The following is a 20,833-nucleotide window of genomic DNA, read 5'->3' on the forward strand; positions in this document are numbered from 1 at the left end:
TGCCTCCTTAAGCGCTCCAGAACACATCGACCGGGGTCTTGCGCTGCGCCAACACGGCGCGGATCGGCATTTCCCTGGGATCGTCACTCTCGAGAGCTTGGTGATATACGGAAAGTTTGGTTTCACCGACCAGATGCAGATAGATCTGGCGGCTGCCGAGCACGGCTTTACGGCTCAGGCTGATCCTAGCGTGAGGCGCATTGCCCGGATGCACGGCGCACAGCAGTGCATCGGTTTCCAGCGCCTCGGTCAGTTGCGCTTCGGGGGCGCAGGGAAACCAGGAGCAGGTATGACCATCATTGCCCATTCCCAGCACCACCACATCAAAAGGCCGCGGGAAGTTGGCCAACTGCTCTGTGGCCATACTCAAACCCGCTTCCGGGCTGGCAAACATATTCTTCAGGCCACGAAACTTGGCGCTGGCGGCGCGATTTTGCAGTAGATGCTCGCGCACCAGCCGCTCGTTGGAGTCCTTGTCTTCGGCATCCACCCAGCGCTCGTCGGCGAGCGTAATGTAAACATCACTCCAGTCGATCATCTTGTGGCTGAGCTCGGCAAACAGTTTCAGTGGCGTCGAACCACCGGAAACCACCAGGCTAGCCTTGCCGCGGCTATCTATCGCGTTTTGCAGCGCGCCGGCAATACGCTCGGCCAACTGAGCTTCCAACGCAGTTGGGTTATCGAACGATTTGAATACGGTTTCTTTAATCATGCTGTCTCCTTATTCATCCCAGGAGCGGCCGTCTTTGGTGATCAAGGCCACTGAGGCCACAGGCCCCCAGGTGCCGGCAGGATAAGGCTTGGGCTTTTCGTTGCTCATCTCCCAGGATTGAATAATGCCATCGACCCAGGTCCAAGCCTGCTCCACTTCGTCGCGGCGCACAAACAATGCCTGATTACCCAGCATAGCTTCGAGCAACAAACGTTCATAAGCATCGGCGATACGTTCGTTCTTGAAGGTGTCGGAGAAGCTCAAATCCAGCTTGGTGGTTTGCAATCGCTGTTTCTGCTCAAGCCCGGGCACCTTGTTCATCATCTGGATCTCGACCCCCTCATGCGGTTGCAGACGAATGGTCAGCTTATTGGGCGGCAGATTACGATGGCTTGAACGATACAGGTTATGGGGTGGATTCTTGAAATAGATGACAATTTCAGAACTCTTGAACGGCATACGTTTACCGCTGCGCAGATAGAAAGGCACCCCGGCCCAGCGCCAGTTGTCGATATCGACGCGCAAGGCGACAAAGGTCTCTGTGTTGGAATCCACGTTGGCGCCCTCTTCCTCCAGGTAACCGGGAACCGGCGATCCTTTGAGGAATCCGGCCGAATACTGGCCGCGCACAGTGTTTTCAAATACATTGTCCTGATTGATGGGACGCAGCGACTTGAGCACCTTCACTTTCTCATCGCGAATGCTATCGGCATCCAGGTTCACAGGGGGGTCCATGGCAATCAAGGTCAACACCTGCAACAGGTGGTTCTGGATCATGTCTCGCATCTGGCCGGCTTTGTCGAAATAGCCCCAGCGCCCTTCAATGCCCACCTCTTCGGCCACTGTGATCTGTACATGATCTATGGTGCGGTTATCCCACTTGGAGGCAAACAGTGAATTGGCAAAACGCAAAGCAATCAGGTTCTGTACTGTTTCTTTACCCAGATAATGGTCGATACGATAGACCTGACTCTCACTGAAGTAGGCAGAAACCTGGTCATTGATCACTCTTGATGACTGCAGATCTGAGCCTATGGGCTTTTCCAGCACCACTCGGGTATCGGGATGGATCAGTTGTTGTTCATGCAGGCAACGGCAGATATCACCGAAGATGGCTGGAGGCGTCGCAAAATAGTTGACCATCACCCGCTTGGCAGGCTCGAGCAGTTGGTGGAAGGCTTTGTATCCTTCAGATTCGGTAAAATTGGTGCCGACATAATGGCAACGTTCGAGGAAGCGGGAAAGCGTGGTGTCGCACAGGGGTTCTTTAACAAAGGTGCTCAGGGCTGTTTTAACCAGTTCGCGAAAATCTTCGGCAGAGAATTCGTCTTTGGCAACACCTATGACCTTAGTGTCCCGATTGAGCAGACCAGCCTTATCCAGCTGGTAGAGCGAAGGCAACAATTTGCGCCTTGCCAAGTCGCCCTTGGTACCAAAGAGTACAAAATCACAAGCTTTGGCCTCTGATGTTGTTTTGCCCATTGCTTAATGCTCTCCTTTTGTCGGTGGTGGTTCCGCTATGCGATGAAGAATTCCACACTTTTGTTGTAATATAACAACAGTATTTATTAAATGCATCTATAATTTGCAAATAAAGCCATGAGGCCAGTCTAGGCAGGTTTGGCAATAATCTGGTATGCTTTTCTTGCTTAAAACCTTCTTATCTCTGAAGTTAGCCTGTTTTCATTCCGGTATATACAGGACTTACGTCAAGATTGGTTTGCACCCTACTTTGTAGTGCTCATGCCTCAAAGAAATAATAAAATTACATAATTTCAACCCAGCGGACGTACGCGTATGAATACCCTAGAAAAGGTTCAAAAAAACCTCCCCCATTTCAGCAAGTCAGAACGCAAAGTAGCCGAAGTTATCCTGGCATCGCCCCAGACAGCTATTCACTCAAGCATAGCAACTCTGGCCAAGATGGCGGATGTCAGCGAGCCTACAGTCAACCGCTTCTGTCGTCGTTTGGATACCAAAGGTTTCCCGGATTTTAAATTACATCTGGCCCAAAGTCTCGCGAATGGTACCCCTTACGTCAGTCGTCACGTTGAGGAAGATGATACACCCGAGTCTTACACCACCAAGATCTTCGAATCTTCCATGGCTTCTCTGGATACAGCACGCCAGAGCATAGATACCACGGCCATCAACAAGGCGGTAGACATACTGACTCAAGCGAAAAAGATCTCTTTCTTCGGTCTTGGCGCCTCAGCCTCAGTAGCACACGATGCCCAGAACAAGTTCTTCCGCTTTAATGTACCGGTTTTATGTTTCGATGATGTGTTGATGCAACGCATGAGCTGTATCAATAGTGATGAAGGCGATGTAGTGGTGCTGATTTCCCACACAGGCCGCACCAAGTCTTTGATCGATATAGCAAGATTGGCCAGAGAAAACGGCGCTGCCGTGATTGGGATAACAGCGCGCCACTCGCCGCTGTCGCAGGAATGTACCCTGCCGGTTACCATGGAAGTGCCAGAGGACACTGATATGTACCTGCCTATGGCGTCACGTTTGGCTCAGTTGGTGATTATTGATGTGCTGGCGACCGGATTTACGCTACGCCGGGGTCCACGCTTCAGGGAAAGTCTCAAGCGGGTCAAAGAGGTATTGAAAGAATCCCGCATCGATAAGAGCGAGCCGCTGTAATCCCCTTTCCCGTAAGCTCCAGGGCAGTTACCAAAATTGGCAACTGCCCATGCCCCGCCTAAAATTAGCCGTAACTCACAAAAATAAAACTTTGAGTTAGATCATTTTGTCTGTAAGTTTCCTACATATTGAGCCGATGTCTGTTAATATAGCGTAAGATTTTTTTAAAACTTAAACGGAGTATATTATGTTCCGCAGAACCAAGATCGTTACCACGCTGGGCCCAGCCACAGATCGTGATGATAACCTGCGTCGTATCATAGCAGCAGGTGCCAACGTTGTTCGCCTCAACTTCTCCCACGGTTCCCCCGAAGATCACCTAAAACGCGCCAGCCAGGCTCGCAGTATTGCGAAAGAGCTTGGTGTACACGTTGCCATCCTCGGCGATCTTCAGGGTCCGAAAATCCGTGTTTCCACCTTCAAGGACAATAAGAAAGTCCAACTCAATCTCGGCCAGCCATTCATTCTGGATGCCGAGCTGGGTAAAGGCGAAGGCGATGAAACCCAGGTGGGTATCGATTACAAGGAACTGCCGGACGATGTGGTTGTCGGTGATATCCTGATGCTGGACGATGGCCGGGTACAACTGAAAGTCGAAAAGGTAGAAGGCCGTAAGGTACATACCAGCGTGACAGTTGCCGGTCCCCTGTCCAACAACAAGGGGATCAACAAGAAAGGCGGTGGTCTGTCTGCCGCGGCGCTGACAGATAAAGACAAGCAGGACATTGTCACTGCGGCACAAATTCAGGTCGATTACCTGGCGGTATCCTTCCCTCGCTGCGGCGCCGATCTTAACTATGCCCGCGAACTGGCGCAAAAGGCCGGCAGCAATGCCCTGATAGTATCCAAGGTAGAGCGCGCCGAAGCCGTGGCTTCCGATGAAGCGATGGACGATGTGATCCTCGCCTCCGATGCCGTCATGGTTGCCCGCGGTGACCTGGGGGTAGAAATCGGCGATCCGGCTCTGGTTGCCGTGCAGAAAAAACTGATCAGCCGCTCGCGTCAGCTCAACAAGGTGGTGATCACCGCGACCCAGATGATGGAGTCTATGATCAGCAGTCCTATGCCTACCCGCGCAGAAGTCATGGACGTAGCCAACGCCGTACTCGATGGTACAGACGCAGTGATGCTCTCTGCCGAGACCGCTGCCGGGGATTATCCGGAAGAAACGGTTCAGGCCATGGCCAGGGTTTGTCTCGGCGCCGAAGCACATCCCAGTGTGCGGGTATCCAAGCACCGTCTGGATGAAAGCTTCAGCTCCATAGAAGAAACCATAGCACTGTCTACCATGTATGCCGCCAACCATATGCAGGGTGTGAAGGCGATTATCGCCCTGACCGAATCCGGTGCAACGCCCAAGTTGATGTCACGGATAAGCTCGGCGCTGCCTATCTTCGCCCTCGCCCGTCATCAGCCTACTTTGGCCAAGATGGCGCTCTATCGGGGTGTCTATCCGGTTGAGTTTGACTCCACCGTTTATGCCGCCGATGAGCTGGCGAAAAAAGCCCTTGAAAGCCTCAAAGCCAAGGGATACTTGGAGAGTGGTGACATGGTGCTCATGACCAAGGGTGATGCCATGGAAACCGTAGGTGGCACCAATACCTGCAAGGTGTTGATCGTAGCCTAATGGCTTGCCAATAGCGCTAAGCTGATAACAAAACAGAAAAGGTACGCCGAGGCGTACCTTTTTTATTTCTACTGCTTTTGTTCTGTTTCAGGCTTGGTGATTTTGTTTACATCAGAGCTAAGCCCGCCCGGGACAGGCTTACCAAACTGAAATTCACATACCAATCAATCTCAATTACAGAGTTTCAAAGTCATCGACATTGATTGCCGCTAACCGCAGCTTATCGGCCTCAAGCAACTGCTCATACTCGGCTTTACTGATAACCTCAGCGTCCAATGCCGCCTGATACAGAGATAAAGGCGCCAGTTTGGCAGGCAAACGGCCATCTTTTTGTGCCTTTCTCAGTTTGCCGTGCAGTTCACGGCACTGATATTGAGCCTTGAATGCCGCTTCCACCTCGGCAATACCACTGGTGTCGCCGTCAAACTCAGGACAGAGGAAGGTCAGCCTGTCACGGGCCGGACCCGGTTTAAGCATGCTCTTGACCAGCTCAATGGACTGACTGTCTTTCGGGCCGTTGAAGTGGTTCCCCAGTGGGAATACCAGCACACGCATGACCCAGGCAACCGGACGATTGGGGAAGTTGGCTATCGCCTGCTCAAGCGCCTTGGCAGCCAGTTGCAATCGGGTATCCATCACATGTTTGACTATCGGCAGATCGTCAAACTGGCGGCCATTGTCTTCAAACAGTTTCAATGTGGCCGAGCCCAGATACAGCTGACTGAGCACATCACCGAGTCTGGCCGAAATCATCTCCTTGCGCTTGAGATCGCCGCCCAAGATAAGCATCGACAAGTCAGTCACCAGCGCCAGCGCCTTGGACAGACGGGCCATCTGCTTGTAATAGTCGCGGGTATCGCCACTCACGGGTGAGCGCTCAAAATAGCTACGGCTGAGGGCGTTGCCCAAAGAGCCAAAGGCATTACGCAGCGCATAACCTATGTGGCCCATCAGCAAGGAGTCGAAACGCTCCAGCGCTTCACTGTTGTCTTCCATGCCGGCAGCTTCCATCTCGGCCAGCACATAAGGATGACAGCGGGTCGCGCCCTGACCGAAGATCATCAAACTACGGGTCAGGATGTTGGCCCCTTCCACTGTGATGGAGATAGGGTTGGCCATATAGCCATGAGCCAGATAGTTTTTTGGCCCCATCTGAATACCCTTGCCGGACTGAATATCCATGGCATCGTTCATCACCTGACGGCCAAGCTCTGTCATGTGATATTTTGCAATCGCGGTAACCACAGATGGTTTAACCTTGAGATCTATGCCTGTGGTTGTCAGACGACGGGCCGCTTCCAGCTGATAGGTGTTGGCGATGATCCTTGCCAGCGCTTCCTGAACCCCTTCAAACTGGCCTATAGCCATGCCGAACTGTTTACGCACGTAGCTGTAGGCGGTTGTCGTCTTGGTCGCCATATGCCCTGACGCCGTCGCCAGCGCCGGCAGTGAAATACCACGCCCGGCAGAGAGGCACTCCACCAGCATACGCCAGCCGCGGCCGGCGTATTGCGGGCCACCTATGATCCAATCCAGCGGAATAAACACCTCTTCCCCTTGAGTGGTACCATTCATAAAGGCCATATTGAGCGGATTGTGACGGCGGCCAATTTTCACGCCGGGATGATCGGTTGGGATCAGGGCGCAGGTGATCCCCAAGTTAACCTTGTCCCCCAACAGCCCGTCTGGGTCACGCATCTGAAATGCCAGCCCCAGCACAGTGGCCACAGGTGCCAGCGTGATGTAACGCTTGTTCCAGCTCAGCTTCAGCCCCAGAGTTTCCTCGCCCTGGAACTCACCGCGGCAGACTATCCCTTCATCGGGAATGGCACCGGCATCTGAGCCGGCTTCGGGGCCGGTCAGGGCAAAGCAAGGAATCTCTTCCCCTTTGGCCAAGGCCGGCAACCAATGCTCTTTCTGCTCCTTGGTACCATAGTGAGTCAGCAGCTCACCCGGACCGAGTGAGTTGGGTACCATCACAGTCACGGCGGCGCTGACACTGCGGCTCGCCAACTTACTGACTATGGTGGAGTTGGCATAGGCAGAAAACTCACGGCCACCGTATTTTTTGGGGATGATCAGCGCAAAGAAGCCTTCTTTCTTGAAGTACTCCCACAGCTCAGGCGGTAAGTCCTTGCGGTTGTTGACTATGTCATAGTCATCAATCATTTTTAGCGCCGTCATCACCTGATGGTCGATAAAGTCTTTCTCTTCGGCGCTCAGTGCCGGCTTGCCATAGGCGTGCAGGCTTTCCCAGTTGGGTTTACCACGAAACAGTTCGGCTTCCCACCAGACATCACCGGCCTCCATCGCTTCACGCTCTGTATCAGAAAGCGGCGGCAACACCTTACGAAAGAAGGCCAATACAGGCCGGGTCACGAACTGCAGGCGTATATTGCGCACGAAGAACAGCGCTATCAGGGCAACAATTATTAGAAGGATAATACTCATAACCAGACCTTTATTCTGCTTGAGAAACCAGCGGCACAGCCACACCGGCGGCCATGTAGGGGATCACCTTGCGGATGACCGCCTCTATATCATTATGTTCACCAAAGTCGGCTTCGGCTATCTCATTGAGCGCATCGGCCGAGGCCATGGTGAAAACTATGGTTCCCAGGGTAAAGTGCAAGCGCCAGAACATCTCTGCCGGCGGAATGTGAGGTGCACTGCCGGACACAGCCTGAACAAACTGATCCAGATGCTCACCATAGTGGGTGGTAATAAACCAGCGCAAGTGCCCCTGGCTTTCGATGTAACCGCGACCGAGCAGTTGCAGGAAGATACTGGTTCCTTCGTTGCGGACTTTGTTGAGTTCAAGCAGCGGTCCCACCAGGGAGGAAAAAATGGCATCCAAAGAAGCTTGTTTATCCCGGCCGATAAGCTCATTGATGGCGTTGGACGCCGACGGCATAAACACGTCCAGGTAACGTGCCAAAACCGCCCGAATGAGCTCTTTTTTGGAACCAAAATGGTAGTTTACAGATGCAAGATTCACTTCTGCTTTGCTGGTGATAAGCCTGAGGGAGGTTTCTGAAAATCCCCGCTCGGCAAACAGCTTCTCCGCGGCATCGAGAATTCTTGTCTTGGTATCAGATCGACTTGCCATTCCGTGACCTTAGTTAATTTAAAACACTCGTTTAAATTAAACATTGGTTACACTTATGTCAAACTAAATCTCGGCCTCTTGCAAGGCCTGCAAACCGCCGTTAAAGACAGCTCAGCGAAAGCCTGCTCCTTTGTGGTTGGTCTCGCGGGATTCAAGCCGTTTGGCTTCTGATTTAGGCAACATCACATAGAGGGCCCCATAGCCGCCGTGTTCGCGCTGAGCGCTGTGAAACGCTTGCACTTCATCCATCTGCGACAACCAGAAGTTGACACAGGTTTTGATAAGCCCAGGAAACGGCTTACGATTCTGCCCTTTGCCATGGATCACCAGCACGCAGCGGTGGCCCAAAGCCACCTGAGCTTGAATGAAACCGAGCAGATAATCTCTGGCCTGGCGCACCGACATGGCATGAATATCCAGCTCGGCGGCTATCTTGTATTTGCCGAGACGTAAATTCTTGAATACCGCCTCCTGGATCCCCTGCTGCTTGTAGCTGAGCATATCATCGGGTTTCACTCTGGGGATCAGCGCTAAATCCAAGGTCAGGCGCTGCAGGTACTCATGGGCCTCGGCGGCGGCTTTGCGTGCCTGTTTTGACTCGCTGGAAAGAGGTTTCGCTCTGGTCTGGGCCTGGGTTTGTTGCTTGAGCGGCACCACATCGGCCATTTCTTGCATAAAAAGTGTCAGATCATCTGCTTTCATGATGCGACTCCTCCAACTTATGACGAGGTTTACACACTTTGTAAAGAAATCAATCTTCTGTTACCAAGGGGCTTCTATTATAGTGAGGTCAGATGAGCCTGCTTAGATGATTTTAATGAAATTCCTGACCTTATTGTTCTTTTGCCTGATTTCTGTGCTTCAGCCCCTCAAGGCCGCCGAATTGCAGGATAAAGACCAAGCAGCCCTTAATCGTGTCTATGTCATGTTCAACCGGGCATTTAATGAACTCGACTCAGCTCCTTTGGAGGATATATACGCCGAGGATGCCACTTATATTCCTGAACAGCAAAGCCTTGCCATAGTTCAGGGGCGTGAAAACGTACTCAAACTGTATCAAAAGTTCTTTGACCGCATTCGCCATAAACAAGCCAGAATAGATGTGGATTTTAGGGTTGTTCAGCGTCAGGCACATGGCAAGAGCGCCACTGACATAGGCTATTATCTGGTGCGTTTTCACCCGCCGAAAGACACTGAAGAACCCATGAGCGAGTTTGCCGGTAAAATCGTTATCGTCAGCCACAAAGATAAAAAAGGTAACTGGTTAGTGGATGTTGATACCAGCAACCGCGCCGAGCCTGAGCATTATTTCAACGCCAAACCCCAACCTAACCTGTATTATGGCGAGCAGTTTGCCCCCGTGCCCCCTGCCAGCGATCTCCCACCCAGTGTTGAAATTGAAATCGTTCATGCCAAGTAGTTGACAGTACTTGAGAGTGTGCCCTACGGATATAAGAGCGCTATCGTTTTTGCTGCAATTACAATGACGGATTACCTTGTTCACTTCTCTTGCTGAAGTTCACGACAAATAAAAGGAATTATGAGTCAGATGACGCCATCCAAAGCCTTATTGAACGATTGCAAATGGTTCGATCGCACCTTTACCGGCAAATACACTAACCTGGATTTGGTGAGCGAAATCACTTTGCCCATCTCTTTGAGCTTTTTTACTTTGCCCTGGAGAAAAGAGCTGCCGCTGCTTTTGAGCCTAGTTCCCGTTATTGTGCTGGCCACACTGCTGGCACCTTTTATGGGAAAGGTTCAGTTGCTGTTGCTCCCTGCCTGTAGCGTCATCTGGTTTTTGATATATATCCAGGTACGCAAAGGCCGGATACTGACTCAGTTAGGCGTGAAAAGCAGTGCCAAAGACGAGCGGCAGATAAGGATAAACCAAACCTGTATTCTCCTGCCTCAATATCTCACGGGAGCAACGACCGCTGTCGCCAAAGAGGATATTGCGAGTCTGGTGTTCCACTGGGTGGGCTATCATGACAATCATCAGCTTGAGCGCAAACGAGCTCACGCCGTGACAGTTAAGCTGAAAAACGGCCGGGAGTACCGGCTCTCGGGTACGGCCTATCCCTTACGAAGCCTGCTTTATCTGGCCATTTTCTTTGACTACCCGCTGCAGCTGATAGAAGCTTTACCTGCCAAAGGACGCCTTATCCATTTTGCCATAGGGCTTGCGTTCAGTGTTTTGATGCTCAATCTGGTAATGATTTTCATCATCCACTAACCAAAGCTTCCAAGGCCTAGCAATATAGCCGCTTTTCAATGCAAGGCTGCCGTCAAAGCGCTATTATGAGCGAAACTCAAGCCGGGATGCCGGCGCCTTTTTACCATTCACGATTGAAACAGAGATTGAAACAGAAAATCCCGATGCCAACCAATACCCTTTGCCCTTGCCACTCCAAGCTCCCCTACTGCGAATGCTGTCAGCCGCTGCACACTAAGCAGCACACAGCTGCTACTCCAGAGCAGTTGATGCGCTCCCGCTATGCCGCCTTTGTCAAACAGGAGTTTGACTATCTTATCGATACCCATCACCAGGACTATCGACAGGGACTCACGACGCAAATCCTGGCACAAATGCCAAAGACTCAGTGGCTGGGACTGCAGATTGTCGAGCGGGAACCTTTGACTCCGGGGCAAACCCAGGCCAGAGTCACTTTCAAGGCCTGGTATTTGGCCGATGGCCAGTTGGACGCTATTTTTGAAGAATCGAAATTTATACTTGAGGCCGGCAACTGGTTTTACACCGAGGGCAAGCAGTTCGCCGTCAGCTATCCCAAACGCAATGAACCCTGCATTTGCAACAGCGGTCACAAGTTCAAACACTGCTGTCTGAAACGGATTTAGCTAGGAGTTATTTAAGTTCGGCCCCAAGTTGGCCAGAGTGAGCTTGGGCTGGCTAATCAGTGCAGCAACAGCGGTTGACTCTGCTGCAAGAAAGCGCTGAATTCAGCTTCTCTGAGTGCCGGGCTGTACAGGAACCCTTGGGCCTGATGACACATGCAGGATGTGAGAAAACGTTCCTGCTCGGCGGTTTCAACTCCTTCTGCTGTCAGAGAGATATTCAGCGCCTTGGCCATGGCGATAATCGCGCTGACGATTTCGCGACTCTCGCGGCTAATATTGAGATCTGAGATAAAAGACCTGTCTATCTTGAGCTTGCTGATGGGAAACTGTTTCAAATAGCGCATTGAACTGTAGCCCGTACCGAAATCATCAATGGCAAGCCCTACCCCCAAATCTGCCAACTCCTGGCATAGATTGGTGGCATAGCGTATATCTTCCATCAACTCGGTTTCGGTGATCTCCAGAATAAGCGTACCTGGCTTCAAGCGGTAACGATTGAGCAGTTGCCACACCTGCTCATAAAGATTGCTGCCGAAAAACTGCCGCGCCGACACGTTCACATGCATGGCGATATTAATATTGTGGTGCTGCCACAAATTAAGCTGGCGACAGGCGGCCTCCAGCACCCAGGTACCTATGGCATTGATAAGCCCAGACTGTTCGGCAATATCGATAAAGGCGCCGGGATACAGTACTCCCCGCTTGGGATGGTGCCAACGGATCAGTGCTTCGGCACCTATGTAACTGCAGCTTTGCAAATCTTTAAGCGGCTGATAATAAAGTTCAAACTGTCTGCCCCGAATGGCGGCGTGCAGATCTCTTTCTATCTGGGCATCATCTTTGAACGCCTTGAGCAACGCGCTGTTGAAAAACTGGATTGCCGTACCCTGCTTCTTCTTGGCGTATTGCAGCGCAATATCGGCACAAGTCAGCGGCGCTACCAATTCGGCGACTTCGGCAATGTCCACCGCCGCCAGTGCCGGCTTGGGATCCACTTGCTCACGGCCGATATTGATGGGATTGCACAACTGTTGATAGAGGCGATGACAACAAACATCGATATCAAGCTCGTTGTTATCATCGAGCAGGAGGGCAAACTCATCACTGCCTACCCTGGCAATATTGCAGCCGGGATAAAGAGAGGCAAAATGTTTCAAACGGCGGGCCACTTCAATCAGCAAGGCATCACCCTGTTCATGCCCATAGGTATCATTGAAGCGTTTAAAACCAATCAAATCGATCAACAGCAACTGCCCGCTATAGGTTCTATCGAGTAAACGATTGAAATGGGTGCGGTTGTATAGTCCGGTCAGGCTGCAACGCCAGGCCAAGCGCTCAAGTTCGGCCTGATAATTATGCTGCTCGGTACAATCTTCGCTGGAGACCAAGACATAATGGTTACCGCGCTGAGTGATAAATTGACTGGCATGGTATCTTAGCCAGTATTCCTGGCCCTGCTCACGATTGAGCATCACTTCACCGGTCGCCACTTCACCGCGCAGCACTTTGGCCAGGGTCATTTCAGCCTGTTTGGGTTGCTGATGAAAAAAGGCCAATTGCTTCAGGCTGGCACCAAGCATTTTTTCTTTCGGGATACCGGTGATCTGTTCATGGGCGCTGTTGATGTATTCAATCGCTTCTGTGTGCAGATTGATTAGCATGGTGACCTGGGCCGACTGCTCCGCGGCCGACTGAAACAGCGTCAGTAGTTCATCTTTACGGTAGGCATCATAAGTCGCCAGAGTCAGCGCCAGTTGATCAGCGACTTGCGATGCCAGGTGGATTTCCAAATCGCTCCAGAGTTCGCCGGCAATAGTTCGCTCCAGGCTCAATACGCCTTCAATGTGGCCATTGATCCTGATAGCGATATCCAGGGCACTGGCAATACCGTTGGCGTTAAAGTAGACCTCGGCAAGCTCGCTCATCCGCCAATCTGCTAGCGCGTCATTGGCGTCAATGTGGCGTCTTTGTTTGAGTTGATCTATATAGGCGGGTATTTGACTGAGGTGTTGCGGTCTGGGCGTCTGAATAGGTCGCCCTGAGCCAAAGCGGGCAACTTCAAACTGCACATGTTGATCCCTGGACCAGGACCAGACACTGGCGTGTTGCACATCAAGGTACTGACACAAGAGCTCAGTAGCCAGTTCAGCCGTCTTGGCGAAATCGCCCTGCTGCTTGGCAACCGAGTTGGTCAACAACTCCAGCAATCGCTGATACCTACGTCGCTTCACACATGTCCTCAGGTTCCCTTTCGGGCTTAAAGAAACCCGCGCCGAATGCGCGGGCCTGTTATCACTTCTCTGCGCGAGATTACACTTTTACATAATATCCAGCAAGATAACTCATACTTTCTTACATTTACCCTGCCATGGCCGGCCTCACAAGCTTTCGGATCTGGCCACCTTTGACCATTTACTTAAGTCACTTATGCCAAGCCGTTTTCCAACTGAAAAATCATTTTCTCGGCACTACAGGAAAAAGTCAGCGCCAGGGTGACAGCCTGCTCATCGTTGCAGAGCTCAGCCTTGACATCGGCGAAGCGGCCTTCGGCCAATTGCTTTAGCGCCTCGGCATCGGCTACTGCCGACTCACCTTGAAAAGTCAACGAAAGCAAGGTGTCTCCTTCTTCGACCACTGTCCCTATATCCACATAGCTGCCACACTCGGCACAAGTGTCCTGCACATTGGCGGCCTGAGCCTGTTCAATACTCTTCATCTATATGTCTCCGATGCTGATAGGCACTCACCATTATACGACATAGACAAGACCCGGACTGAGGCAAGACTCACGCAGTTTGATAAAGACCGGCCAACCTGCGTTGCTCAGACAGTTGGTCTACAAACTCCATTAGCGCCACCTTGGGTTGGTTTAGGGCGCCTTCCGTGCGCAACCTTGTGTGCCAATCGCAGTTATCCAACGCCACCTGCATTCCGCTATCTCTCTTTCCCCTGATAACCAAAGGTTCGGGCATCAAGGCCTGGGCCAGTTGAAAGCTGCGCTCGCCCTCACTGATAAAATGATAACTGTTGTCTACCGGGGAAGGTTCTTGACTCAAGTCCCCAACCAAAGGTTGAGGCGCAGGCAGATCAAATTGCTGCCGCAGGACAGTGTCCTTTTCAACATCGTCATGCAGGTGAAACTGGGGCCAATCGCGCACATCCTGAGACAGCAACGCCAAAAGCAGGGCAAACTCCCCCCGGCGATGGGACTCAACAGCCAGATTAAGCCGTTCGCCCAATTGCAGTTCATTGATTAAGGAAACATCAGTGCGCATAAAAAAACATCAACAAAACAACTCGTTGTTAGTTAATCGACCAAATGACCACGAACTTTAGCCCTTTTTTTAAAATCGGGCTTTACATGAAAAAGGTTTCTGACTACTATGGCGGCCGCAATTGAGGAGGGGTTCCCGAGTGGCCAAAGGGATCAGACTGTAAATCTGACGGCTCCGCCTTCGAAGGTTCGAATCCTTCTCCCTCCACCATTTGCCTACAATTTAAAAGACACGAAAGTGAAATCGTGGAGGGGTTCCCGAGTGGCCAAAGGGATCAGACTGTAAATCTGACGGCTCCGCCTTCGAAGGTTCGAATCCTTCTCCCTCCACCATCTTTCACTCTAATGTCTGGCTCCAAATATGTGGAGGGGTTCCCGAGTGGCCAAAGGGATCAGACTGTAAATCTGACGGCTCCGCCTTCGAAGGTTCGAATCCTTCTCCCTCCACCATTTCTTTTATATTCCTTTAGTCAATCTTCCAAGTTTTTTATCTACGCCCACTGCGTTTAATTCCTTAACAATCAATCATCTAGCCTGTCGCCGTGCCTGAATACGCCTGAGTTTTCGCTATCCATTGTCATTACCTTTGGTTATGATTAAGACCATCCTGTTATAAGAAAGAAGAACAACAATGGCCGATCTCTGGGTAAACGAAGCAATTGCCAAAATCGAAGCCGATTTTCAGCGCAGTGCCGACACGCATTTGATTAAACTGGAACTGCCGGCGGTCGCCGGAGTGGATATCTATCTTAAAGACGAAAGCACCCATCCAACCGGAAGCCTCAAGCACCGTTTGGCAAGATCACTGTTTCTGTACGCCTTGTGTAACGGCTGGATCAAACAGGATACTCCTGTCATTGAATCCTCATCCGGCAGCACAGCTGTCTCCGAGGCCTACTTTGCCCGCCTGCTGGGGCTACCCTTTATTGCGGTTATGCCGGCCTCCACCGCCCGCAAGAAGATACAGCAGATAGAGTTTTATGGCGGCCGTTGTCACTTTGTCAATCACTCCAGCGAAATCTACGCTGAGTCTGAGCGGCTGGCGCGGGAGCTGAATGGCCATTATATGGATCAGTTCACCTATGCCGAGCGGGCCACCGACTGGCGCGGCAACAATAATATTGCCAATGCCATTTTCGATCAGATGCAGCGCGAGCCCTTCCCTATTCCCGAGTGGATTGTGATGAGCCCGGGTACCGGCGGCACTTCGGCCACCATTGGCCGTTATATCCGCTATCAACAGCTTTGCACCAAGCTGTGTGTGGTCGACCCGGATAACTCAGTGTTCTATGACTATTTTCAACAAAGAGATGCGGCCATCACCTGTTAGCAAGGCAGCAAGATTGAAGGTATAGGCCGGCCCAGAGTCGAGCCCTCCTTTATCCCGGGGGTTGTCGACTTCATGTTGAAGATCCCTGATGCCGCCTCTGTGGCGACAATCCATTGGCTGGAACAGATCATCGGCCGCAAGACCGGGGCCTCGACCGGCACCAACCTCTATGGTGCCCTGATGCTGGCGGCCGAAATGAAACGCGACAACCGCCAGGGCTCAATAGTGACCCTGATCTGCGACCCCGGTGAGCGCTATCTGGACACTTATTACAACCCCGAGTGGATAGCCGCCAACATAGGGGATATCAGCCAGTATCAAAACAAACTGAAACTGTTTGAAACCACGGGTGAACTCTGCTGCTAACAACGCGCTTCAGATAACAAAAAGCCGCATCAATGCGGCTTTTTGTCAATTACCACTACAGATTAATCGATATCCAGATACTTGTGAGTCTGAATAGACAAACGCCAGTTGCGTTCGATACAGACCTTCATCGCCAGCGCCGTCGCCCGGCTCTTCTGACTGATGGGCTGCAGGCAGATAGCCTTGTCTTTGAGATCCAATCCCCGCAGCAGTTGATCCAGTTCCTCAATATGAGCCTCGGTCGCCACCGGATGCTTAATCTCATTTGCCCGCTCCAGCGCCTGACGCAGTACCGGCATCCCCCCCTTCATACCGACCTTAGGCGAGACCGTGACCCAGGTATCTGCGCTGCAATTCACCTCAAAGGTGCCACTGGTTTCAATTTGAGTGCGAAAGCCTGCGGCATTAAATGCTTCTGTCATTTCAGTGAGCGGATAGAGACAAGGCTCACCACCTGTGATCACTATATGCTTAGCATTGAATCCCTGCTGTTTGAACGCCTCCAGTAAAGACTTGGCATCATGCTCTGCCCAGCGGCCGATACTGCCATCGGTGCGGATCACATCGGCAGGTTTCACCTGATTATGCTCAAGCTTGTCCCAGGTCTGGCGGGTATCACACCAAGGACACCCCACAGGGCAACCCTGCAAACGCACAAAAATAGCCGGAACGCCGGTAAACACACCTTCTCCCTGCAGGGTTTCAAAGACTTCGTTGACGGGGTAGTACATCGGGGTTCCTCATATTTGCCGGGGCGGCATTTATAGAGGAATTTAGCCCCAAGCGCAAGGATGAGCGAATTTTCCGTTTTTTACCAAGCCGGCGCTGACAGCCGGCCAAATTAGGGTAAACTGTGACGATTGAGTCATCCCTTTGAATAGACACTTATGTCTTCATCCAATCAATCACTTATGTCATCAGAATCAAACGCACCGCAAACCCAAACCGCAGAGTCGCCCCGGAGCACTAAGCCAGCTATTTCCAAGGCGATAGTCGTTTTCAGCGGCGGTCAGGACTCCACCACCTGCCTTATTCAGGCCTTGGCCCAGTATGATGAAGTACATGCCATCACCTTCGACTATGGCCAGCGCCACAGCCAGGAGATTGAAGTTGCCAAACAACTGGCGCAAAAACTCGGCGCCGCCAGTCACAAGGTGCTGGATGTTACTCTGCTCAATGAGTTGGCCATCTCGGCCCTCACCCGCGACAATATCCCGGTATCAAACGACTTGATGGACAATGGTCTGCCCAATACTTTTGTTCCCGGACGCAATATTCTGTTTCTGACCCTGGCGGGGATCTACGCCTATCAAATAGGCGCCGATGCCGTTATCACAGGTGTCTGCGAGACCGACTTCTCCGGCTACCCGGACTGCCGTAATGACTTTATCAAGGCGATGGAGTCTGCGCTGGTACAAGGCATGGACAGACAGCTGCGTTTGGTTACGCCACTCATGTGGCTCAACAAGGCCGAAACCTGGGCACTGGCAGATAAATACCAGCAACTGCCACTGGTAAGGGATGAAACCCTTACCTGCTATAACGGCATTCTTGGCAAAGGCTGTGGCACCTGCCCCGCCTGTTTACTGCGCCAAAAAGGGCTGGATGAGTATCTGGCAACACCGGACAGCATCCAGGCAATACTGGCGGCCAAGACAGCGTGAAGCCGAGCTCCGCTTATTTTTCAGGTGTTGTGTTAACAGCCCTGGCGCTGCTGCTGTATTCTCTGCCGCTCACTGAGCTGTTGGCATTTCGCCGCAGCGCCATAGAACAAGGTGAGCTGTGGCGGCTTGTCAGCGGCAATCTGCTGCACACCAACTTCTGGCATCTGCTGATGAACCTCGCCGGGTTTTGGGTGATCCTTTATCTGCATAAGGAACACTATAACACCCTGGGTGTATTGATATTGACCCTGGCACTCTGTCTGTTTGAAGGTGTAGGGCTATATCTTTGCTACCCGAAGCTTATGGGTTATGTTGGGCTAAGTGGCATACTGCACGGCCTGTTTGCCTTCGGCACCCTGGCCGATATTCGCCGAGGTCGCAGTTCAGGTTACCTGCTGCTTGCTGGCGTTATCGCCAAAGTCGGCTGGGAGCAATGGCAAGGGGCGGCCGCTGAAGTCAGCGCACTGATTGGCGCCAGAGTCGCGGTTGAAGCACATCTTGTTGGCCTGATTGGCGGTATCGCACTGTTTGGTTTGTGGCGACTGAGTGCTTATAAAGCGCCGAAACTTTGATACCAAGCCTAAGCATTTAAATAGGGGTTTTTAAATTAGACTTTTAAATCAAGCTCTTTAAAGTCGTTGACAGATGAACAGCACAAAGAACCCGGCTTTTGCCGGGTTCTTTGTCAATGGGGCGATTTTAGGGAAGGTGCGAACAAGCCCCATGTGTGCTTTAGGCCTTGATAAGCTCCTCTCTGAGCCTTGCCACTTCATCACGCAGCGCAGCGGCCTGCTCAAACTCCAGATCCCTGGCATGCTGGTGCATCTGTTTTTCCAGCCTGTCGATTTCATGCGCCAGATTGGCAGCGTCCACCTGATAAGCCGACTTGCGCTCCGCCACCTTGCGGGCACCCGGCTGGGGTGCTGCCGATGAGGGGGAATCTCCCACATCCATAACATCTGTGATCTTCTTCACCAAGCCCTTGGGCACTATGCCATTGGCCAGGTTGAAGGCGTGCTGTTTCTCGCGGCGACGATTGGTTTCATCCATGGCCTTTGCCATTGAAGGGGTCACCTTATCGGCGTAAAGGATCACCTTGCCGTTAATGTTACGGGCTGCGCGGCCTATGGTCTGGATAAGCGAGCGCTCGGAGCGCAGGAAGCCCTCTTTATCGGCGTCGAGTATGCACACCAGAGACACTTCCGGCATGTCCAGCCCTTCCCTGAGCAAGTTGATGCCGACCAGCACGTCGAATACCCCCTTACGTAAATCGCGAATGATCTCTACCCGCTCCACGGTATCCACGTCCGAGTGCAAATAACGCACCTTAACGCCGTGTTCATCGAGATATTCGGTGAGATCTTCCGCCATCCGCTTGGTCAGCGTGGTCACCAGCACACGTTCGTTGACGGCAATGCGCTTGTTGGCCTCAGACAGCAGATCATCCACTTGAATCGCCACCGGCCGCACTTCCAGCTCGGGATCCAACAAACCAGTAGGCCTGACCACTTGCTCGGCCACATCGCCGCCGCTGCGTTCAAGTTCATAACTGCCCGGTGTGGCCGACACATAAATCGTCTGCGGCATCAAGGACTCGAACTCTTCAAACTTGAGCGGTCTGTTATCCAGTGCCGATGGCAGGCGGAAACCGTACTCCACCAGAGTGGTTTTCCTCGAACGGTCGCCCTTGTACATGGCACCTATCTGCGGCACGGTTACATGGGACTCGTCGATGATCAGCAGACCATCCGGCGGCAGATAATCCAGCAAAGTCGGCGGCCCTTCTCCCGGTGCACGCCCGGAGAGATAACGGGAGTAGTTTTCGATACCGGAGCAATAACCCAGCTCTGTCATCATCTCCACATCGTACTGCACCCGCTCGCTGATCCTTTGTGCCTCAATCAGCTTATTGGCATCCAGCAACTGCTGACGGCGCTCTCTGAGCTCGGCCTTTATCTGCTCTGTGGCCGTCAATATTTTTTCTCTCGGGGTCACGTAGTGAGTCTTGGGGTAAACCGTGGCCCGGGCAATGCGTTTACGTACCTGGCCGGTCAAAGGGTCGAACAGCGACAGCTGCTCTATTTCATCATCGAACAACTCGACCCTAATAGCATCCCGGTCCGATTCGGCCGGGAAGATATCTATTACCTCACCGCGCACCCTGAAGGTACCGCGCTGTAGTTCAATATCGTTGCGGCTGTATTGCAACTCGCTGAGCCGCTGCAATATATCCCGCTGGCCCATGATGTCGCCCTGGCGCAAGTGCAGCAGCATCTTCATGTAAGAGTCGGGATCGCCAAGACCATAAATGGCTGAAACCGAGGCCACCAACACCACATCACGCCGCTCCAGCAAGGCCTTGGTGGCCGAGAGTCGCATCTGCTCGATATGAGCGTTGACCGAAGCATCCTTCTCAATAAAGGTGTTGGTCGAAGGCACATAGGCTTCCGGTTGGTAGTAGTCATAGTAGGAAACGAAGTATTCCACCGCGTTATGGGGGAAAAACTCTTTCATCTCACCGTAGAGTTGCGCCGCCAACGTTTTATTGGGCGCCATAATGATGGTTGGCCGCCCTTGATTGGCAATCACATTGGCAATGGTGAAAGTTTTTCCTGAGCCGGTAACCCCCAGCAAAGTTTGGTTGGCGAGCCCGGATTCCAGGCCATCAACCAGTTTGGCAATGGCGGAGGGCTGATCTCCGGCAGGAGAATACTGAGACTCCAAACGAAACGGCGTAGCTGACACTTTAATGCTCCTTCGGTTAAGCCTTTCATTTTACTCATTGGGCCGAATTACGCCAAGCCAAAAGCCGCATTACTCCTGCCAACATGATGTCAGCAGCAGCTTGTGCTGAAACTCAGCAACGAGACGGCAGATGTGGCGGCCAAATATAAAAAATCCATCCGAATGAATCACTGAGATGGATTTAATGCACAAGGATTGGCAGATACTTCCTTACAGCTTTGTTACAAAAATCACCAAGCAAACCAAAGCGGCTTGACTTTTATATCTTGCTGTTTTTGTTATGTTTATATTTTAGCCTCCCAAATTGACCATTTTAAGTTCAATGCTGATGCCACAAGGGTTTGCAGCCCATAAAGCGGGGAAGCTCACAGGTTTATCCACAGATTTAGTGGATAAGTCAGTGTAACCCTTTAGCCATGGGGGCTTGAGGCATCCAGTTCCATTTATCCTACCCTGGTGGGTATTTTGTAATAAAAGAACATATGAAAGTGTGGT

General features: G+C 52.0%; 17 protein-coding genes, 3 tRNA genes and 1 pseudogene. 11 read left to right on the forward strand and 10 right to left on the reverse strand.

What is annotated here, in order from left to right; translation table 11 throughout:
• Positions 1 to 7: 7 nt before the first annotated feature.
• Both pgl and zwf read right to left on the reverse strand, forming a co-directional pair.
• The gene (gene pgl / locus ACWAU4_RS12030; RefSeq protein WP_044734564.1) at positions 8 to 712 is read right to left on the reverse strand and encodes a 6-phosphogluconolactonase; all 705 of its coding nucleotides are present in this window, start codon (positions 710 to 712) and stop codon (positions 8 to 10) included.
• 9 nt (positions 713 to 721) lie between these two features.
• Positions 722 to 2,194 (reverse strand): glucose-6-phosphate dehydrogenase, encoded by a 1,473-nt coding sequence (zwf, locus tag ACWAU4_RS12035; protein ID WP_025010246.1) that lies wholly within the window; start codon positions 2,192 to 2,194, stop codon positions 722 to 724.
• Between the two features lie 315 nt (positions 2,195 to 2,509).
• Between zwf and ACWAU4_RS12040 the strand changes: the two genes are divergently transcribed.
• Positions 2,510 to 3,364 (forward strand): MurR/RpiR family transcriptional regulator, encoded by an 855-nt coding sequence (locus ACWAU4_RS12040; RefSeq protein ID WP_028781506.1) that lies wholly within the window; start codon positions 2,510 to 2,512, stop codon positions 3,362 to 3,364.
• A 187-nt stretch (positions 3,365 to 3,551) separates the two neighbouring features.
• Positions 3,552 to 4,991 carry a pyruvate kinase gene (gene pyk / locus ACWAU4_RS12045; RefSeq protein WP_044734565.1) on the forward strand — a complete coding sequence of 480 codons (1,440 nt, stop codon included), beginning with the start codon at positions 3,552 to 3,554 and terminating at the stop codon, positions 4,989 to 4,991.
• Between the two features lie 174 nt (positions 4,992 to 5,165).
• Here the strand turns inward: pyk and ACWAU4_RS12050 are convergent, their stop codons facing one another.
• From ACWAU4_RS12050 to smrA, 3 genes are all read right to left on the reverse strand, one after another.
• Entirely contained in the window at positions 5,166 to 7,442 is a 2,277-nt protein-coding gene (locus ACWAU4_RS12050) for an acyl-CoA dehydrogenase (protein WP_107004885.1), read from the reverse strand.
• 10 nt (positions 7,443 to 7,452) lie between these two features.
• Positions 7,453 to 8,100, reverse strand: a complete 648-nt coding sequence (locus ACWAU4_RS12055) for a TetR/AcrR family transcriptional regulator (RefSeq protein WP_025010244.1) — start codon at positions 8,098 to 8,100, stop codon at positions 7,453 to 7,455.
• 111 nt (positions 8,101 to 8,211) lie between these two features.
• Positions 8,212 to 8,802: a DNA endonuclease SmrA gene (smrA, locus tag ACWAU4_RS12060; protein ID WP_071237432.1), complete on the reverse strand. Its 591-nt coding sequence runs from the start codon at positions 8,800 to 8,802 to the stop codon at positions 8,212 to 8,214.
• Between the two features lie 115 nt (positions 8,803 to 8,917).
• Between smrA and ACWAU4_RS12065 the strand changes: the two genes are divergently transcribed.
• The 3 genes from ACWAU4_RS12065 to ACWAU4_RS12075 all read left to right on the forward strand — a co-directional run bounded on the left by ACWAU4_RS12065 (position 8,918) and on the right by ACWAU4_RS12075 (position 10,959).
• Entirely contained in the window at positions 8,918 to 9,520 is a 603-nt protein-coding gene (locus tag ACWAU4_RS12065) for a YybH family protein (protein ID WP_025010242.1), read from the forward strand.
• A gap of 129 nt (positions 9,521 to 9,649) precedes the next feature.
• The gene (locus ACWAU4_RS12070) at positions 9,650 to 10,336 is read left to right on the forward strand and encodes a hypothetical protein (protein WP_208124781.1); all 687 of its coding nucleotides are present in this window, start codon (positions 9,650 to 9,652) and stop codon (positions 10,334 to 10,336) included.
• 143 nt (positions 10,337 to 10,479) lie between these two features.
• Positions 10,480 to 10,959: a YchJ family protein gene (locus ACWAU4_RS12075; protein ID WP_025010240.1), complete on the forward strand. Its 480-nt coding sequence runs from the start codon at positions 10,480 to 10,482 to the stop codon at positions 10,957 to 10,959.
• A gap of 56 nt (positions 10,960 to 11,015) precedes the next feature.
• On the opposite strand, the gene ACWAU4_RS12080 is transcribed toward ACWAU4_RS12075, so the two are convergent.
• The 3 genes from ACWAU4_RS12080 to ACWAU4_RS12090 all read right to left on the reverse strand — a co-directional run bounded on the left by ACWAU4_RS12080 (position 11,016) and on the right by ACWAU4_RS12090 (position 14,234).
• The gene (locus ACWAU4_RS12080) at positions 11,016 to 13,190 is read right to left on the reverse strand and encodes a putative bifunctional diguanylate cyclase/phosphodiesterase (protein ID WP_028781500.1); all 2,175 of its coding nucleotides are present in this window, start codon (positions 13,188 to 13,190) and stop codon (positions 11,016 to 11,018) included.
• A gap of 194 nt (positions 13,191 to 13,384) precedes the next feature.
• Entirely contained in the window at positions 13,385 to 13,675 is a 291-nt protein-coding gene (locus ACWAU4_RS12085) for a DUF406 family protein (RefSeq protein WP_028781499.1), read from the reverse strand.
• 70 nt (positions 13,676 to 13,745) lie between these two features.
• Positions 13,746 to 14,234 carry a VC2046/SO_2500 family protein gene (locus ACWAU4_RS12090; RefSeq protein WP_028781498.1) on the reverse strand — a complete coding sequence of 163 codons (489 nt, stop codon included), beginning with the start codon at positions 14,232 to 14,234 and terminating at the stop codon, positions 13,746 to 13,748.
• Positions 14,235 to 14,359: 125 nt separating this feature from the next.
• On the opposite strand from ACWAU4_RS12090, the gene ACWAU4_RS12095 reads away from it, so the two are divergent.
• From ACWAU4_RS12095 to ACWAU4_RS12110, 4 genes and pseudogenes are all read left to right on the forward strand, one after another.
• Positions 14,360 to 14,444 (forward strand) — tRNA-Tyr (locus tag ACWAU4_RS12095).
• 37 nt (positions 14,445 to 14,481) lie between these two features.
• Positions 14,482 to 14,566 (forward strand) — tRNA-Tyr (locus ACWAU4_RS12100).
• 32 nt (positions 14,567 to 14,598) lie between these two features.
• Positions 14,599 to 14,683 (forward strand) — tRNA-Tyr (locus tag ACWAU4_RS12105).
• Positions 14,684 to 14,864: 181 nt separating this feature from the next.
• Positions 14,865 to 15,929, forward strand: a pseudogene (locus ACWAU4_RS12110) (PLP-dependent cysteine synthase family protein).
• A 62-nt stretch (positions 15,930 to 15,991) separates the two neighbouring features.
• Here ACWAU4_RS12110 and queE read toward each other — a convergent pair.
• A complete protein-coding gene (gene queE / locus ACWAU4_RS12115; RefSeq protein ID WP_025010237.1) occupies positions 15,992 to 16,660 on the reverse strand; it encodes a 7-carboxy-7-deazaguanine synthase QueE in 669 nt (222 codons plus the stop codon).
• 180 nt (positions 16,661 to 16,840) lie between these two features.
• Here queE and queC point away from each other — a divergent pair, with 180 nt between their 5' ends.
• Together queC and rrtA are read left to right on the forward strand one after the other, a co-directional pair.
• A complete protein-coding gene (queC, locus tag ACWAU4_RS12120; protein WP_045282884.1) occupies positions 16,841 to 17,593 on the forward strand; it encodes a 7-cyano-7-deazaguanine synthase QueC in 753 nt (250 codons plus the stop codon).
• A 29-nt stretch (positions 17,594 to 17,622) separates the two neighbouring features.
• Positions 17,623 to 18,165: a rhombosortase gene (gene rrtA / locus ACWAU4_RS12125; protein WP_243756781.1), complete on the forward strand. Its 543-nt coding sequence runs from the start codon at positions 17,623 to 17,625 to the stop codon at positions 18,163 to 18,165.
• 160 nt (positions 18,166 to 18,325) lie between these two features.
• Here the strand turns inward: rrtA and uvrB are convergent, their stop codons facing one another.
• A complete protein-coding gene (gene uvrB, locus ACWAU4_RS12130; RefSeq protein WP_208124783.1) occupies positions 18,326 to 20,338 on the reverse strand; it encodes an excinuclease ABC subunit UvrB in 2,013 nt (670 codons plus the stop codon).
• Between the last annotated feature and the right edge of the window lie 495 nt (positions 20,339 to 20,833).

This window comes from Shewanella sp. FeAMO (assembly GCF_053653955.1).